This window comes from Streptomyces sp. NPDC047042, assembly GCF_040644035.1.
Taxonomy (GTDB): Bacteria; Actinomycetota; Actinomycetes; order Streptomycetales; family Streptomycetaceae; genus Streptomyces.
This window is the reverse complement of record NZ_JBEYVP010000041.1, coordinates 89,385-104,923: the sequence shown is the minus strand read 5'-3', so window position 1 is coordinate 104,923 and position 15,539 is coordinate 89,385. Positions and strand designations below refer to the sequence as shown.

The 15,539-nt window shown below is 71.2% G+C and carries 14 protein-coding genes; 3 read left to right on the top strand and 11 right to left on the bottom strand.

All coding sequences use genetic code 11. The features are described 5' to 3' along the window. Positions 1 to 219: 219 nt before the first annotated feature. Both ABZ855_RS37905 and ABZ855_RS37900 read right to left on the bottom strand, forming a co-directional pair. A complete protein-coding gene (locus ABZ855_RS37905) occupies positions 220 to 1,011 on the bottom strand; it encodes an ABC transporter permease (RefSeq protein WP_360814900.1) in 792 nt (263 codons plus the stop codon). Then, entirely contained in the window at positions 1,008 to 1,820 is an 813-nt protein-coding gene (locus ABZ855_RS37900) for an ABC transporter ATP-binding protein (protein ID WP_360814897.1), read from the bottom strand. The genes ABZ855_RS37905 and ABZ855_RS37900 overlap by 4 nt, the downstream gene beginning before the upstream one ends. Before the next feature lie 249 nt (positions 1,821 to 2,069). Here ABZ855_RS37900 and ABZ855_RS37895 point away from each other — a divergent pair, with 249 nt between their 5' ends. After that, positions 2,070 to 3,626, top strand: a complete 1,557-nt coding sequence (locus ABZ855_RS37895) for a SulP family inorganic anion transporter (RefSeq protein ID WP_360814894.1) — start codon at positions 2,070 to 2,072, stop codon at positions 3,624 to 3,626. On the opposite strand, the gene ABZ855_RS37890 is transcribed toward ABZ855_RS37895, so the two are convergent. The 3 genes from ABZ855_RS37890 to ABZ855_RS37880 form a co-directional block, all read right to left on the bottom strand. Then, entirely contained in the window at positions 3,533 to 4,399 is an 867-nt protein-coding gene (locus ABZ855_RS37890; protein ID WP_360814891.1) for a class I SAM-dependent methyltransferase, read from the bottom strand. The two genes, ABZ855_RS37895 and ABZ855_RS37890, sit on opposite strands and share 94 nt — an antisense overlap. Before the next feature lie 175 nt (positions 4,400 to 4,574). Further along, a complete protein-coding gene (locus ABZ855_RS37885; RefSeq protein ID WP_360814909.1) occupies positions 4,575 to 5,003 on the bottom strand; it encodes an EamA/RhaT family transporter in 429 nt (142 codons plus the stop codon). Positions 5,004 to 5,152: 149 nt separating this feature from the next. After that, positions 5,153 to 5,497, bottom strand: coding sequence for an SH3 domain-containing protein (locus ABZ855_RS37880; protein ID WP_360814888.1), 345 nt, complete (start codon positions 5,495 to 5,497; stop codon positions 5,153 to 5,155). 184 nt (positions 5,498 to 5,681) lie between these two features. Between ABZ855_RS37880 and ABZ855_RS37875 the strand changes: the two genes are divergently transcribed. After that, positions 5,682 to 7,844: a serine/threonine-protein kinase gene (locus tag ABZ855_RS37875; protein WP_360814885.1), complete on the top strand. Its 2,163-nt coding sequence runs from the start codon at positions 5,682 to 5,684 to the stop codon at positions 7,842 to 7,844. A gap of 102 nt (positions 7,845 to 7,946) precedes the next feature. On the opposite strand, the gene ilvD is transcribed toward ABZ855_RS37875, so the two are convergent. The 5 genes from ilvD to ABZ855_RS37850 all read right to left on the bottom strand — a co-directional run bounded on the left by ilvD (position 7,947) and on the right by ABZ855_RS37850 (position 12,727). Next, on the bottom strand, positions 7,947 to 9,800 hold the full coding sequence (gene ilvD, locus ABZ855_RS37870) for a dihydroxy-acid dehydratase (RefSeq protein ID WP_360814882.1): 1,854 nt from the start codon (positions 9,798 to 9,800) through the stop codon (positions 7,947 to 7,949). A 79-nt stretch (positions 9,801 to 9,879) separates the two neighbouring features. Next, complete coding sequence (locus ABZ855_RS37865) at positions 9,880 to 10,200, bottom strand: hypothetical protein (protein WP_360814880.1); 321 nt, start codon at positions 10,198 to 10,200, stop codon at positions 9,880 to 9,882. Next, positions 10,200 to 10,817, bottom strand: a complete 618-nt coding sequence (locus tag ABZ855_RS37860; protein WP_360814877.1) for a TetR family transcriptional regulator — start codon at positions 10,815 to 10,817, stop codon at positions 10,200 to 10,202. Before ABZ855_RS37860 ends, ABZ855_RS37865 begins: the two co-directional genes overlap by 1 nt. Continuing rightward, the gene (locus tag ABZ855_RS37855; protein WP_360814874.1) at positions 10,814 to 11,638 is read right to left on the bottom strand and encodes a sugar phosphate isomerase/epimerase; all 825 of its coding nucleotides are present in this window, start codon (positions 11,636 to 11,638) and stop codon (positions 10,814 to 10,816) included. Before ABZ855_RS37855 ends, ABZ855_RS37860 begins: the two co-directional genes overlap by 4 nt. A 156-nt stretch (positions 11,639 to 11,794) precedes the next feature. Continuing rightward, positions 11,795 to 12,727 (bottom strand): Ppx/GppA phosphatase family protein, encoded by a 933-nt coding sequence (locus ABZ855_RS37850; RefSeq protein WP_360814871.1) that lies wholly within the window; start codon positions 12,725 to 12,727, stop codon positions 11,795 to 11,797. Between the two features lie 83 nt (positions 12,728 to 12,810). Here ABZ855_RS37850 and ABZ855_RS37845 point away from each other — a divergent pair, with 83 nt between their 5' ends. Then, the gene (locus ABZ855_RS37845) at positions 12,811 to 13,605 is read left to right on the top strand and encodes a hypothetical protein (protein ID WP_360814869.1); all 795 of its coding nucleotides are present in this window, start codon (positions 12,811 to 12,813) and stop codon (positions 13,603 to 13,605) included. Positions 13,606 to 13,618: 13 nt separating this feature from the next. Here ABZ855_RS37845 and ABZ855_RS37840 read toward each other — a convergent pair whose 3' ends face one another. Next, positions 13,619 to 15,445, bottom strand: a complete 1,827-nt coding sequence (locus ABZ855_RS37840; RefSeq protein ID WP_360814866.1) for a hypothetical protein — start codon at positions 15,443 to 15,445, stop codon at positions 13,619 to 13,621. Positions 15,446 to 15,539: the final 94 nt, after the last annotated feature.

The following is a 15,539-nucleotide window of genomic DNA, read 5'->3' as shown; positions in this document are numbered from 1 at the left end:
GGCTTGGGGGCCGCCGCGCGGGGGGGGCTGCTCTGCGGGGCGGGCGGGGTTTTGGGGGGGGGGGGGGGGGGGGGGGGGGCGGGGGGGGGGCCATTTTTTCGCCCCCGCCGCCCCTACCCGTCCCATCCCGTTCCTGGGGGCTGCCGCCCCCAGACCCCCCTACGGCCCTGAACGGGCCTCGTCCTCAAACGCCGGACGGGCTGACAGTGCCGGCCGGGGTCATTGGGTTCGGCGGCGGAGGGTTGCTGCGCCCAGGGTCAGGACCAGTAGGGCGCAGAGGGCGACGATCAGAGTGTCCCGTACGAAGGCGGCTGTGATGTCCGTGTGGGTGAGGACCTCGTTCATGCCGTCCACCGCGTAGGACATGGGGAGGACGTCGGAGATCGCCTCCAGGACCGGGTGCATGTTGGAACGGGGGGTGAAGAGGCCGCACAGGAGGAGCTGGGGGAAGATCACCGCCGGCATGAACTGGACCGCCTGGAACTCCGACGACGCGAAGGCCGATACGAAGAGGCCGAGGGCGGTGCCCAGGAGTGCGTCGAGCAGGGCCACCAGGAGAAGCAGCCAGGGGGAGCCCGTGACGTCCAGGCCCAGGAGCCAGACCGCCAGGGCTGTGGCCAGGGCCGACTGGATGATCGCGAGGACTCCGAACGCGAGGGCGTAGCCGGCGATCAGGTCTCCCTTGCCCAGGGGCATCGCGAGGAGGCGTTCCAAGGTGCCCGAGGTGCGTTCGCGGAGCGTGGCGATCGAGGTCACCAGGAACATCGTGATGAGGGGGAAGATCCCGAGGAGGGATGCCCCGATTCCGTCGAAAGTGCGTGCGCTGCCGTCGAAGACGTAGCGCAGGAGGAGCAGGAGCAGGCTCGGGAGCACGATCAGCATCGCGATGGTGCGGGGGTCGTGGCGGAGTTGGGCCAGGACGCGGATCGCGGTGGCTGTGGTTCGGGAGGCGTTCAGGGCGGTTGTGGGTGCCGAAGAAGAGGTGGTTTGTGTAGGGGTGGTCGTGGTCACCGGGTCTGCTCCTTCTCTTTCTTCTCTTCCTTCTTCTCTTGCTTCTTTTCCTTGTTCGCCTCGTCCACCAAGTGCAGGAACGCCTCTTCGACTGTTTCCGTCGCTGTGCGGGTGCGGAGGGTCTCGGGGGTGTCGTCGGCGAGTAGTTCGCCGTCTCGCATGAGGAGGAGGCGGTGGCAGCGCTCGGCCTCGTCCATGACGTGGGAGGAGATGAGGAGCGTCGCTCCGCGGGTGGCCGCGATGGTGTGGAAGAGGGACCACAGGTCTCGGCGGAGGACCGGGTCGAGGCCCACCGTCGGCTCGTCCAGGACCAGGAGTTCGGGGGCGCCGAGGAGGGCCACCGCCAGGGAGACACGGTTGCGCTGGCCGCCGGAGAGGTTGCCGGCGAGGGCGTCGGCGCGGGTGGTGAGGTCGACGTCGGCGATGGCGCGGTTGACGTTCTCGTGGCGGCGGTCTGCCGCTGCGCGGCCCGGGTCGAGGATCGCGGCGAAGTAGGCCAGGTTCTGGCGGACCGTCAGGTCGTCGTAGACCGAGGGGGCCTGGGTCACGTAGCCGATACGGGTGCGGAGCTCGGCGTGGCCGGCGGGGCGGCCGAGGACCTCCAGGGTGCCGGTGACCTTGGCCTGGGTGCCGACGATCGCCCGCATGAGGGTCGACTTTCCGCAGCCCGAGGGGCCCAGCAGGCCGGTGATCTGGCCGCGCGGGACCGTGAAGTCGAGGCCGCGCAGGACCTTTCGGGTGCCTCGTACGACGGTGAGGGCTTCGGCTTGTACGGCCCTTCCGGGGGGAGGGTCGTTGAAATTCATCATGTGATGAATAGTGCTCGCGGTCCGGCCGTGCGTCAAGCGAGTTGGAGGGGGCCGGTCGGCGGTGGGGGCGCAGGCGCGCGGTGGGGGTGTCGGAGGGGCGCGGTCCGGTTCGGGTGACTCCCAGGGCTTCCTTTGACTCCGGATCGTGGGGGCGGGGGCGCGGAAGTGGGTGCTCTGTCCGCCCTCCTTGCCGACAATGGGTTTCATTCGCCGTGCACTGCTTCCTTCGTTGTCGGAGGTGCTTTCGTCATGCGTTTTGGCGTGCGCAAGGCCGATCTGCCGGTTTCTTTCTTGGCCTTTCTCGTGGCGTTGCCTCTGTGCGTGGGCATCGCCGTCGCCTGCGGTGTGCCCGCCGAGTTGGGGGTGGTCACGGCGGTCGTCGGCGGGCTCGTCGGCGGGGTGGTACCCGGGAGCAGCGTTCAGGTGAGCGGGCCTGCGGCGGGGCTCACCGTGCTCGTGTACGGGGCTGTGCAGGCGTACGGGGTCGCCGTGCTCGGGGTGCTCGTGTTCGCGGCCGGGTTGGTGCAGCTCGGGCTCGGGGCGTTGCGGCTCGGGCGGTGGTTCCGGGCCGTGTCCGTGTCGGTCGTCCAGGGGATGCTTGCCGGGATCGGGATCGCGCTGGTCGCCGGGCAGTTGTACGCCCTGGGTGATGTGCGCGTGCCCGCGACCGCGCTCGGGGCGGTGGGCGGGCTGGGCTCGCTTCCCGGGGACGTCGATCCCGTGGCGTTGGGCGTCGGCGGCGCCACCATCGTCGTACTCCTGCTGTGGCGGCGTTGGGGACGGGCGGCGCGGCTGGTGCCCGGGCCGTTGGTGGCGGTGGCGTTGGCCTCGGGGGTGACCTCGGTGTGCGATCTGGACGTGCGGCGGGTGGAGGTTCGGGGGCTGGTGGCCGCCGTACGGGTGCCGGAGCCGGCGGATTTCGGGCGGCTCGGGGAGGTGGGGGTGGTCGGGACGGTCGTCGGGCTTGCTCTGCTCGCTTCCGCGCAGTCGTTGTTCGGGGCGGTTGCTGGAGAGCGGTTGCCTCGGGGGCGAGAGGGTCAACCAAGGCGACAGGGGCAACGGGTTGATTTTGATCGGGAGTTGATGGCTCAGGGGGTTGCGAACGCTGTGTGCAGGGTGCTGGGGGCGTTGCCTTTGGCTGCGGGGGGTGTGGGTGAGCTTTCTCGGGGTGGGCCACGGGCGACGGTGGCGCGGGTGCTCTATGGGGGGTGGTTGCTCGTCTTCGTGGGGGTGTTGTTTGTGGTGCCTGAGGTGCTTGGGGTGGTTCCGGTGGCTGCGTTGGCCGGGCTGCTGGTGTGGGCCGGGTGCGGGCTTGTGCCGGTGCGGGAGGTGGGGGTGCTGTGGCGGGAGCATCGGGGGGAGGTGTGCGTGTTCGGGGTGACCGCCGGTGCCGTCGTTGTGGCGGGGTTGTTCCAGGGGGTGGTGGTCGGGCTTGCGCTTGCCGTGGGGAAGACCGCCTGGGACGTCAGCCGTGTGCGGGTGGAGGTCGGTGAGCGGGGTGACGGCGTGGTCGTCGTACGGGTCGTCGGGCATGCCACGTTTCTGCGGTTGCCCAAGTTGCTGGATGAGTTGGAGGCGCTCGAGGCGCTGGAGGCGCCGGGTGGGCTGCGGAATCTGCCCCCGGGGCGGGAAGTGCGGCTGGAGTTGGACGGGCTCCGGCACGTTGATCACGCTTGTGCGGCGGCCCTGGAGGGGTGGGCCGCCGCACGGGGTCACGTGGTGGGTGTGGTGGCGGGTCTGGTGGCGGGTCTGGTGGCGGGCTCTGCGGTGAGTGCGGTGGTCGCCAGCAACAGGTCCACCTCGTAGGTCTCCTCGACCGTTTCCGACGGGAAGAGCTTGAGCAGGAGGTTGCGTTCCTCGGCCAGGAACGCCTCGGTCTCCGCCTTGTCGTGGACCAGGAACAGTGAGTGGCTGCCGATGTTCGCCAGGTGCGTGTCGATCGGGACTCGGCGGCTCCAGCGGAGTTGGCGGCGGGCGAAGTCGAGGCGGCCCGAGGGGTCCGCGGCTCGGCTGCCGGCTTCGCTCTGCTCCACGGCCGGGTTGATGCCGAAGAAGTACTTGATGCGGTTCGCCTGCGCGGCGATCCACGGGACGTCCACGGCGTACGTGTTCCACCACAGGGCGAGTGCGCCGCCCGGGCGCAGGACGCGCAATGCCTCCGGGATGGCCTGGTCCGGGTCTGTCCAGTGCCAGGACTGGGCGTAGGTGAGGAAGTCGAGGGAGGCGTCGGCCAGGGGGAGGGCGTTGCCGTTGCCTCGGACGATCGGGACGTCGGGGAGGGTGCGGCGGAACTGGGCTGCCATGCCGTCGCCGGGTTCCACGGCGATGACGTGGGCGCCGCGGGCGTGGAGGAGGGCGGTGGATATGCCGGTGCCGGCGCCGATGTCTGCGACGCGGGAGCCGGTCAGGGGGTGGGCGGCCAGGTGTTCTATGGCGTCCAGGAGGGTCGGGGGGTAGGAGGGGCGGTTTTTGGCGTATTGGGCTGCGGCTGCGTTGAAGGAAGTGGCTCGGGTGGGGGTTGGGGGGTCGGTGGGGGTGGGGGGTTCGGTGGGAGTGGGGGGTTGGGTTGAGGCCGTCATGTGGACATGGTGACTGGGGTGTTGGGGAGGGGGGTGGGGTTTGGGGAAGTGTTTTCTCGCCCCCGCCGCCCCTACCCGTCCCATCCCTTTCTGGGGGCTGCGCCCCCAGGCCCCCCTACGGCCCTGAACGGGCCTTGTCCTCAAACGCCGGACGGGCTGAGGGTGCGGGTGGGAATCAGGGGCGCCTTTGTTTCTTGGCCGGGTTGCCTGTTCTGCGGGTGTGTTGGGTTCGGGCCGCTTCGTATTCCTGGCGGTGCAGGGACTCGCCTGGGGCCTCTTTCAGGGAGCGGAGGAAGTAGGCCGTCAGGGCACCTACGAAGCCGACTGCCAGGAGGCCCCGGAGTGAGGCCTGGCGGGACGGGTCCGGGCGGGTTGTGAAGGCGCCCCAGGTGTGGCCGAACGTCAGGGCGCTGCACACCGCGAACATCACCACCATCAGCAGGGACACCAGGCCCCCTACCTCCGCGATCCGCAGGCCCTCGTAGGCGAAGCGCAGGATCAGGCAGGAGGCGATCGTCGCCGTCAGCGCGCCCGCGGCCACCCCTGCCCGGCGGGCCGTGTAGCCGGCGTCGTGCTCCACCCAGGTCGTGCCGAAGAAGCGGATGGGTTCGGGGCGGGGGGCCGGGCGGGTGCCGCCTGTCGGGGCCGTCGAGGCCGTCGGGTCCGGCTTGCCTGGTTTTGCGGTCTTGTCGCTCACCGTTCGATTATGGGCAGCCCGGGCACCGGTGCCGGTGCCCGGGTGCGGTGTGCGGGTCAGGAGCAGTGCGCTGCCACGTAGCCGTCGCTGCCTGTCAGGACGTACGCGTCCGAGACGTACTCGCCGTTGTCGATGTTGTCCCAGATGTTCGACGTGCCGTACGGACCGGCGATGGCCTCGCCGGGGCGCTGGCAGAAGATCGGGACCCGGGCGCCCTCGGAGAGTACGCGGATGATCGTGTAGCTGGTGCCCGGGCCGCTGCGGACGTTGAGGCGGTAGCCGGGGGCGACCGCGTAGGTGCGGACGGACGTCGTCGTGACCTTCAGTTCCGTACGGCTCGCGGCGGCTTCCTGCTCTGTCGCCTCGTCGGCCCTTCTCTCCCCGATGTGCTCTGTGGACATGGAAAACCCTCCCCCGTCGTACGCCCATGGCTGTCATGGGATCGGGGTGATACCCCTAAATCCGGCCATGAAACACATGTACGAAACCCGTACACCAACATCAGCAAGCCGCCTCTGTCCGCCACCCCTCATCGACTAGGCTCCGTGCGTCGCGCGCGCGGCCGAACAGCACGGGGGTGAGTCCATGACGCCACAGCGGAACTCCGGAACCGGCGCGGAAGCGGAATTTCCGGAGTACGCCGGTCAGTACCGTCTGGAGTCACGGCTGGGCTCCGGCGGCATGGGCGTGGTGCATCTGGCCCGGAGTACGTCCGGGATGAAGCTCGCCGTCAAGGTCGTGCATGGCGAGTTCGCCAAGAATCCCGAGTTCAGGGGGCGGTTCCGGCAGGAGATCGCCGCCGCCCGGCGCGTCAGCGGTGCCTTCACCGCGCCCGTCGTCGACGCCGATCCCGATGCCGAACGGCCTTGGATGGCCACCCTGTTCATTCCCGGCCCGACCCTTGCCGACGAGGTGAAGCGGAACGGGTCCATGAGTGCCGGCCAGTTGCGGCGGCTGATGGCCGGGCTCGCCGAGGCACTGCGGGACATCCACCGGGTCGGAGTCGTCCACCGGGACCTGAAACCCAGCAATGTGCTGCTCGCCGAGGACGGTCCGAAGGTCATCGACTTCGGCATTTCTCGGCCGAAGGACAGCGAACTGCGCACCGAGACAGGGAAGTTGATCGGCACGCCGCCGTTCATGGCTCCCGAGCAGTTCCGGCGGCCACGTGAGGTGGGTTCCGCCGCCGACATCTTCGCCCTCGGGTCGGTGATGGTGCACGCGTCGACCGGGCGCGGGCCGTTCGACTCCGACAGCCCTTATGTCGTCGCCTACCAAGTCGTGCACGACGAGCCCGACTTGACCGGCGTGCCCGCCAACCTCGCCCCGCTGGTGCTGCGTTGCCTCGCCAAGGAGCCCGAGGACCGTCCGACTCCCGATGAACTGATGCGGGAGCTGCGGTCCGTTGCCGCCTCTTACGACACCCAGACGTTCGAGCCCGAGGAGCGGCGGCGCGACGGCAGTCGCTCCTCCAAGTCGCCCGGCACAGCTTCGCCTGCGGCTGCTTCTGCCGACTCCCCCTCCGCCTCCGGGAGTTCGGGGTCGCGGCGGCCGCGCAAGCGCGTGTTCCTCGCGGCGGGGGCGCTCGTTCTCGCCGCCGGGTGTGTGTTCGCCTCGGTGCAGGTGTTCGGGAGTGATCCGGTCGCTCAGACCAAGGGCCCTTCCGCCGGGGCCGGTTCGACGACCGCGGCGGCCGGTTTCCGGGCGTGGGCGGTGCGGCCGGACGACGACGGCAACGCCGGCATGCCCCAATGCACGTACGGCGCAGGGAAGTTGTTCTGCGCCCAGCAGGGTCTCGTCTCCGCCATCGACCCCGACGACGGCACCGTCCTGTGGCGGCATCCGATCGACGCCTCCATCATTCCGAGCCGCCCGCCCGTCCTGTCGGGCGGCCTCGTGCACCCCCCGCTGGACTCGGGACCCCGCATCGAGGCGCTCGACCCCGCTACGGGCGCCCCGCGCTGGCAGGAGACCTTTCCGGGCCGCGTCGGCCTCCGGTACGCCGGCGGTATGGCCCTTCTGACCGGCCCCGACGGGAAGGTCACCGGCGTCGACAGCGCGTCCGGCGACAGCAAGTGGAAGCGGCGCGTCGCCGGTCTGAGCGGCCCGGAGCTGTTCTCCTTCGCCGGTGACCGGCTCGCGTACGCCACCGCCAAGGTCGCGGGCGGGGCGGCGGCCACCCGGGTCGCCGCGCTGGACCCGGGCACGGGTGACGTGCGCTGGCAGGACAGCTTGGCCGGGCGGCTGAAGCCCATCGGCACCACCGACGCGGGCAGCTCCGTCTTCTTCGCCGCCCTCGACACCGTGGCCGGGGAGACGGTCGCCGTCCTCGACTACGACCCGGCGACCGGCGCCTCCCGCAAGGTCGAGGTGGAGGTTGCGCTCCAGCGGGCCCATGCGGTCGTACGGGGGAACACGGTCTATCTGCTGGCCGCCGGGGGCTCGATGTTCGCCCTGGACCTGAAGGCGGGGAAGCAACTGTGGCGGCTGGAGACGTCCGTGACCCTCGGCTCCGCGCCGGCTGTGGACGGGCGGTATGTGTACTTCACCTCCGCCGACGGACGCCTCCTCGCGGTGAACGCCCGTACGGGCAGGCTCGCGGGGCAGACCTCGCCCCGGCTCGGCGCGGACTCGGACACGATCGCCGCCGCGCTGCCCGCCCCCGTCGTCGCCGGCGGACGCGTCTACGCGAGCGCGCCCGACGGTTCCGTCTTCGCCGTGGACGCGGCGGACCCGGCCGCCTGGTGACGCTCGTACCGGAAACGCGTGAGACATGAGAAAGGGCCGCTCGTCGGGGATCCTCGGGGAGCGGCCCTTCTCATGCGGATGTGCGCGGATGTACGACCGGGGTCAGCCCAGCTTGGACACGTCCCGCACCGCGCCGCGGTCGGCGCTCGTCGCCATCGCCGCGTACGCGCGCAGGGCCGCGGAGACCTTGCGCTCGCGGGAGACGGGGGCGTAGACGCCGTTCAGGGCCTGCTCGCGGCGGGCCAGCTCGGTGTCGTCGACCAGCAGCTCGATCGTGCGGTTCGGGATGTCGATGCGGATGCGGTCGCCGTCCTCGACGAGGGCGATGGTGCCGCCGGAGGCCGCCTCGGGGGAGGCGTGTCCGATGGAGAGGCCCGAGGTGCCGCCGGAGAAGCGGCCGTCCGTGATGAGGGCGCAGGTCTTGCCGAGGCCGCGGCCCTTGAGGAACGAGGTCGGGTAGAGCATCTCCTGCATACCGGGGCCGCCCTTGGGACCCTCGTAGCGGATGACGACGACGTCGCCGTGCGTGATCTGCTTGTTGAGGATCTTCTCGACGGCCTCTTCCTGCGACTCGCAGACGACCGCGGGGCCCTCGAAGGTCCAGATCGACTCGTCGACGCCGGCCGTCTTCACGACACAGCCGTCGACGGCGAGGTTGCCCTTGAGGACGGCCAGGCCGCCGTCCTTCGAGTACGCGTGTTCGGCGCTGCGGATGCAGCCGCCGGCGGCGTCCGTGTCCAGGGCCTCCCAGCGCTCCGACTGGGAGAAGGCCTGGGCGGAGCGGACGCAGCCCGGCGCCGCGTGCCACAGCTCCACGGCCTCCGGCGACGGCGAGCCGCCACGCACGTCCCATGTCTTCAGCCAGTCGGCGAGGGACGCGCTGTGAACCGAGTTCACGTCCTCGTTGAGGAGTCCGGCGCGGTGCAGCTCACCGAGGAGGGCGGGGATGCCGCCGGCGCGGTGCACGTCCTCCATGTAGTACGTGCGGTCCTTGGCGACGTTCGGCGCGACCTTCGCAAGGCACGGGACGCGGCGCGAGACCTCGTTGATGTCGTCCAGGCCGAACGGGACGCCCGCCTCCTGGGCGGCGGCCAGCAGGTGCAGGATCGTGTTGGTGGAGCCGCCCATCGCGATGTCGAGGGCCATGGCGTTCTGGAAGGCCGCGAAGGTGGCGATGCTGCGGGGCAGGACCGTCTCGTCGTCCTGCTCGTAGTAGCGGCGGGTGATGTCCATCACCGTGCGGGCCGCGTTCTCGTACAGGGCCTTGCGGGCCGTGTGCGTGGCCAGGACCGAGCCGTTGCCGGGGAGGGCGAGGCCGATGGCCTCCGCGAGGCAGTTCATCGAGTTGGCCGTGAACATGCCGGAACAGGATCCGCAGGTCGGACAGGCGTTCTCCTCGATACGGAGGATGTCCTCGTCCGAGATCTTCTCGTTCACGGCGTCGGAGATCGCGTCGACCAGGTCGAGCGTACGGACCGTGCCGTCGACGAGGGTCGCGCGGCCGGACTCCATCGGGCCGCCGGAGACGAAGACCGTGGGGATGTTGAGCCGCAGGGCGGCGTTCAGCATGCCCGGGGTGATCTTGTCGCAGTTGGAGATGCAGATCAGGGCGTCGGCGCAGTGGGCCTCGACCATGTACTCGACGCTGTCCGCGATGAGGTCGCGGGAGGGCAGGGAGTACAGCATGCCGCCGTGGCCCATCGCGATGCCGTCGTCGACGGCGATCGTGTTGAACTCGCGGGCGATGCCTCCGGCGGCGGTGATGGCCTCGCTGACGATGCGGCCGACCGGCTGGAGGTGGGTGTGGCCGGGCACGAACTCCGTGAAGCTGTTCGCGACCGCGATGATCGGCTTGCGCCCGATGTCGGCGCCCGGTACACCGGAGGCGCGCATAAGGGCGCGGGCGCCCGCCATGTTGCGGCCGTGGGTGACTGTGCGGGACCTCAGCTCGGGCATCTTCGCTCGCCTCGCTACTTCGAAGAGTGTGACTCCGTCGAGGGTACGCCGGTTATCCACGGGTTGGACGGGGAGTCCGTCATGCGGGATGGGTGTCTCGTTTTTGGGTGCGGGTCGGTGGGGGCTTTTCGCGCAGTTCCCCGCGCCCCTGGAAGACGATGGCCGCGTCCCGGGTTTCGGGTGCGGGTCCGTGGGGGCTTTCGCGCAGTTCCCCGCGCCCCTGAAAGGCGATGGCCGCGTCCCGGGTTTCGGGTGCGGGTCCGTGGGGGCTTTCGCGCAGTTCCCCGCGCCCCTGGAAGACGATGGCCGCGTCCCGGGTTTCGGGTGCGGGTCCGTGGGGGCTTTCGCGCAGTTCCCCGCGCCCCTGGAAGGCGATGGCCGCGTCCCGCCGCTGAAACATCAGGCGTTGGTCAGGTGGGACTGGATTGCTGGGGCCACTCTGGTGATGATCTCGTCCGGGTTTGCCGAGGCCAGGGGTTCTACCTTGATGACGTAGCGGAGCATCGCGATTCCGACCAGTTGGGCGGCGGCCAGTTCGGCTCGGAGTTCGGCGTCCGGGAGGTTCAGCTGGACTGCGAGGCGGCGCAGGAGCTGGGCGGAGATCAGGCGGCGGAAGACTCCGGCGGCCGCCTCGTTGTTCATGGCGGAGCGGACGATCGCGAGCAGCGCCTTGCGGGTGGCCGGGTTCTCCCAGACGCCGAAGAAGAAGCGGGCCAGCCGCTCACCGACGCCGTCCAGGGGGCCTTCGGCGATCGAGCCGGGGGCGCTCAGGAGAGGGCCGACGGCGACCTCGATGGACGCCTCGAAGACCTGCTCCTTGGTGCCGAAGTAGTGGTGGACCAGCGCCGAGTCCACTCCCGCCGACTTGGCGATGCCGCGTACGGACGTCTTCTCGTACCCCCGTTCGGCGAACTCCTCGCGGGCCGCCGTCAGGATGCGGTCGCGGGCGGCGGGGGCGTCGGCGGAGTCCGTACGGGAGGGGCGTCCCCGTCCGCGACGGGGTTCCGTGCCGGTCATGGGCGCGGGACCTTCACCGCCGAGGCCAGATGGAGGCGGGTGAAGGCGAGCGCCTCGGCGAGGTCGGCCTCGCGCTCGACCCCTGACATCGCGCGCCGGGTGTTCACCTCTATGACCACGTGCCCGTCGAAACCGGTCAGCGCGAGCCGTTCGAGCAGTTCGGCGCAGGGTTGCGTGCCGCGGCCGGGGACCAGGTGCTCGTCCTTGTTGGAGCCGTTGCCGTCGGCGAGGTGGACGTGGCCGAGCCTGTCGCCCATGAGGTCGACCATTTCCAGGGCGTCGCTGCGGGCGGTCGCGGTGTGGCTCAGGTCGATCGTGAAGTGCCGGTAGTCGTCCTTGGTGACGTCCCAGTCGGGGGCGTACGCGAGCATCTCGCGGTCGCGGTAGCGCCAGGGGTACATGTTCTCGACGCCGAACCGGACGTCCGTCTCGTCGGCCATGCGCCAGATGCCGGTGACGAAGTCACGCGCGTACTGGCGCTGCCAGCGGAAGGGGGGGTGTACGACGACGGTCGACGCGCCGAGCTTCTCGGCGGCCGCCTGGGCGCGCTGGAGCTTGGTCCAGGGGTCGGTGGACCAGACGCGCTGGGTGATGAGGAGGCAGGGCGCGTGGATGGCGAGGATGGGGATCTGGTGGTAGTCGCTCAGTCTGCGCAGGGCTTCGATGTCCTGGCTGACAGGGTCCGTCCAGACCATGACCTCGACGCCGTCGTATCCGAGACGCGCGGCGATCTCGAAGGCCGTCGCCGTCGACTCCGGGTACACGGAGGCTGTGGACAGGGCGACCTTCGCATCCGGGATGCGTACGACTGGCTCCGCCATGGGGACAGGTTACGGGGTGCGCGAGTTGGTCGGGGTTGGGGTGCCTGTTCGCCGTCGGGGGATCCGTTGTCGGGGGCGTGCGGGTGCGTTGTGGCTTGTCGCGCAGTTCCCCGCGCCCCTAGGTACGCCCGAGCGCGGGTCTGTTGAGAAGTACCGTTACTCCGTGCCCATGTGGTCCAGGCGGCGGAGGATCACGCCCTCTCTCAGGGCCCAGGGGCAGACTTCCAGGGTTTTCACGGCGAAGAGGTCCATCGCAGCCTCGGCGACCAGGGCTCCCGCGAGGAGCTGGCCGGCTCGGCCTTCCGAGACTCCGGGGAGGGCTGCTCGTTCCGCTGTCGTCATGGAGGCGAGTTCGGGGACCAGGGTCGCCAGGGACTCGCTCTTCAGTTCGCGCTGGACGTACAGGCCCTCCGTGGAGCGGGCCGCGCCGGCCAGGCGGGCGAGCTGCTTGAACGTCTTCGACGTGGCGACGACGTGGTCCGGAGCGCCGAAGCGGCTGAACTCGCCCACCGTACGGGCGATCTGGGCGCGTACATGGCGGCGCAGCGACCTGATGTCGTCGGGGTCGGGCGGGTCGCCGGGGAGCCAGCCCGCGGTCAGGCGGCCGGCGCCGAGGGGGAGGGAGACTGCGGTGTCGGGCTCCTCGTCGATGCCGTAGGCGATCTCCAGGGAGCCGCCGCCGATGTCGAGGACGAGGAGTTTGCCCGCCGACCAGCCGAACCAGCGGCGGGCGGCGAGGAAGGTGAGGCGGGCCTCCTCGGAGCCGGTCAGGACCTGGAGCTCGACGCCTGTCTCGGCCTGCACGCGCGCGAGGACGTCGTCGGCGTTGCTGGCCTCGCGCACGGCGGAGGTGGCGAACGGCAGCAGGTCCTCGACGCCCTTGTCCTCGGCCGCCTGGAGCGCGTCCTGGATCACGGCTACGAGTTTGTCGACCCCCTTGGGGCCGATGGCTCCGGCGTCGTCGAGGAGTTGGGCGAGCCGCAGCTCGACCTTGTGCGAATGCGCGGGCAGGGGGCGTGCGCCGGGGTGCGCGTCCACCACCAGCAGATGCACCGTGTTCGATCCCACGTCGAGGACACCGAGTCTCATGGGCGGAACGCTACTGCCAGCCGCGCCCGCGTCGGCCCCCGGAGCGGTGCCGGAAGGGGCCCCGAGCGACTTACCCTGGTCTCGTGCCCAAGACGAAAAAGACAAAGGCCGACAAGTCGGCGGTGGTGAGCGACGAGAAGGGGCTCGACTTCGCGCGCGCGTGGGTGGAGTTCCCTGATCCGGCGGACGAGGAGCAGGTCTTCCGCTGCGATCTGACCTGGCTGACCTCCCGCTGGAACTGCGTCTTCGGAAGCGGCTGCCAGGGCATCCAGGCCGGCCGCGCGGACGACGGCTGCTGCACGCTGGGTGCCCATTTCTCCGACGAGGACGACGAGAAGCGCGTCGCCGGATTTGTGGCGCGTCTCACGCCCGACATCTGGCAGCACCACGACGTCGGCACCGAGTCGGGCTGGACGTCGGAGGACGAGGAGGGCTCGCGGCAGACCCGGCCCTACCAGGGGTCCTGCATCTTCCAGAACCGGCCCGGGTTCGCGGGCGGCGCGGGCTGCTCGCTGCACATCCTGGCGCTGCGCGAGGGCCGGGAGCCGCTGGAGACCAAGCCGGACGTCTGCTGGCAGCTTCCGGTGCGCCGGACGTACGACTGGATCGACCGGCCCGACGACACGCGCGTGCTCCAGGTGTCGATCGGTGAGTACGACCGGCGCGGCTGGGGGCCGGGCGGCCACGACCTGCACTGGTGGTGCACATCGGCGACCTCGGCGCACGGCGCGGGCGAACCGGTGTACGTGTCGTACCGGCCGGAGCTGGTCGAGCTGATGGGCAAGGCGGGGTACGACCGGCTGGTGGAGCTCTGTGAGGAGCGGCTGGCCTCGCAGCTGCCGCTGCTGGCTCCGCATCCCGCCGATCCCGTTCGCTGAGGCGGGCGGGGGATCAGGACGCCATCGAGGGGCTCGGGCTGCCGCTGTCGACGGGCGGCGAGGAGCCCCCGGGGTCGGCCGGGGTCGAGGTCACCGAGGCCGTCGGGGTGGGTGTCGGGGTGGGTTCCGGGTCGGGTGACGAGGACGGCGGCGGGTCGCTGGGCGGCGGGGTCGCGGGCGCCGAGGTCGTGGGGGCGGGGGTCGTGGGAGCCGGGGGCGTGGGAGCCGGGGGCGTGGGGCGGGGCGGGCCGGGGGCCGGTGGGTTCGCGGGCGTCGGGTCGGGGAGTGTGGGCGCGGTGCCGTACCCCTCGATGGAGACGACGGCGGACGCCGGTGCGATCGACACCCGCGCGCTCCAGTGACCGGCCGGCTCGCGCAGAGGATCGACGTACACCTTGATCGTGAACGACTCGCCGGGCCGCAGCGTTCCCGCCGACCGGCTCGGGTACAGCCAGGACGCCCCGGTGTACGCCGTCCAGCGCACGGGTGTGTGCCCGGACGCGGTGAGGGTGATGAGCGTCGTGTCGCCGTCGCTGGAGGCCTCCACGGTGAGCACGCCGGGGCTCTCCTTGGCGCCGGGGACCGCGCTGATCACCTCCACGGAGACGTCCGGAGTGCCGTGGTCCTTCCTGACGGGGCCGTTGCCGGGGCCGGTGCCGGCGCTGCCCGCGTTCCCGGCGTTCTCGTAGCCGCCGCCCGACTCGCCGTCGAGGGTGTCGGGGCGCTGAGCCTCGCTCGCGGTGGCCGACCGGTCCCCCGGGATGCCCTCTCCGGTCACCGGCGCCCCGCGGTAGGCGGCCCACAGGGCGAGCACGGGGGCGGCGACCACGGTGGCGACGACCGTGGTCGTGACGGCACGCGCGCGTAGGCGGTCCCTTCGGGCGGCGCGGTCCTTGGGGTCCATCGGGAAGCCGCGCCGGTCGAAGCGCGGGGCTGCGGCGCCCCGCGCGCGCGGGAGGTGCGCCATCGCGACGTGGAGGGCCGCGCGGGGTGCCTCCAGGACGGGCAGTTCGGCGGGCGGCGCGACCTCGGCGCCGGGCCAGGTGGCGGGGGCGGCCCGCTCGGCGGTGCGGCGGCAGCGCGGGCAGTCGTCGACATGCCGGACCAGTTCGCGGCGCAGTGCGCTGCTGAGCACCAGCTGCTGGTCGCCGGTGAGGCGGGAGACGCTCGGACAGGTGCCGGTCTCGACGACGGCGAGGGCCGCGCGGGTGCGTTCGACCTCGCAGGCGGCGGAGGCCAGCAGTTCGCGGGCGGCGGTGGCGTCGAGGCCCAGGACGGCGGCGACCTCGGGGGCGGCGAGCTTGTGGCGTACGGCCAGTTCGAGAGCCTCGCGCTGTTCGGGGGTGGTGCCGGCGGCCTCCGGCCAGGCGAGCTGGGCCAGTTCACGGCGGTGCGCCTCCTGGACCTCCTCGGAGACGGGAACGGCGCCGGAGGCGGCGGAGTCCGGGGCCGCCTGGGACGTCGGGGCGGCGGACGTCTGCCGCTTGCCGCGCCGGCCGGCCGCGTGCGTGTTCTGACGTTTCTGCTTGGCCTCGGCGAGCTTGCGCAGACAGGCCCAGCGGGCCAGGGCGTACAGCCAGGCCCTGCGGTCACCCGCGGACTCCGGGCCGCGCGGGCTACGGCGCTCGGCGACCGCGAGGACGTCACCGAGGGCGGCGGTGGCCGTGTCGTGGTCGCACAGGACGGACAGGCAGTAGGTGAACAGGCCGTCCAGATACGGCTCGTAGCGCGCGGGCGGGCGCTGGACCAGCGTGCGCCCCGCCGACCGGTCGCGCGCCTCACGGTGCGCCCGGTGCGCACCGGTGCTGCGGGTCGGGGTGTCCGGACTGCTGCTCGTCATCCGTGCGACCGTAGGCCCCTTACGCCGACCCCTTCGCCCCCCTTGAGCACTTTTAATCCGTACGGGTGAAACGATCCCTCAATAGGGGACAGGA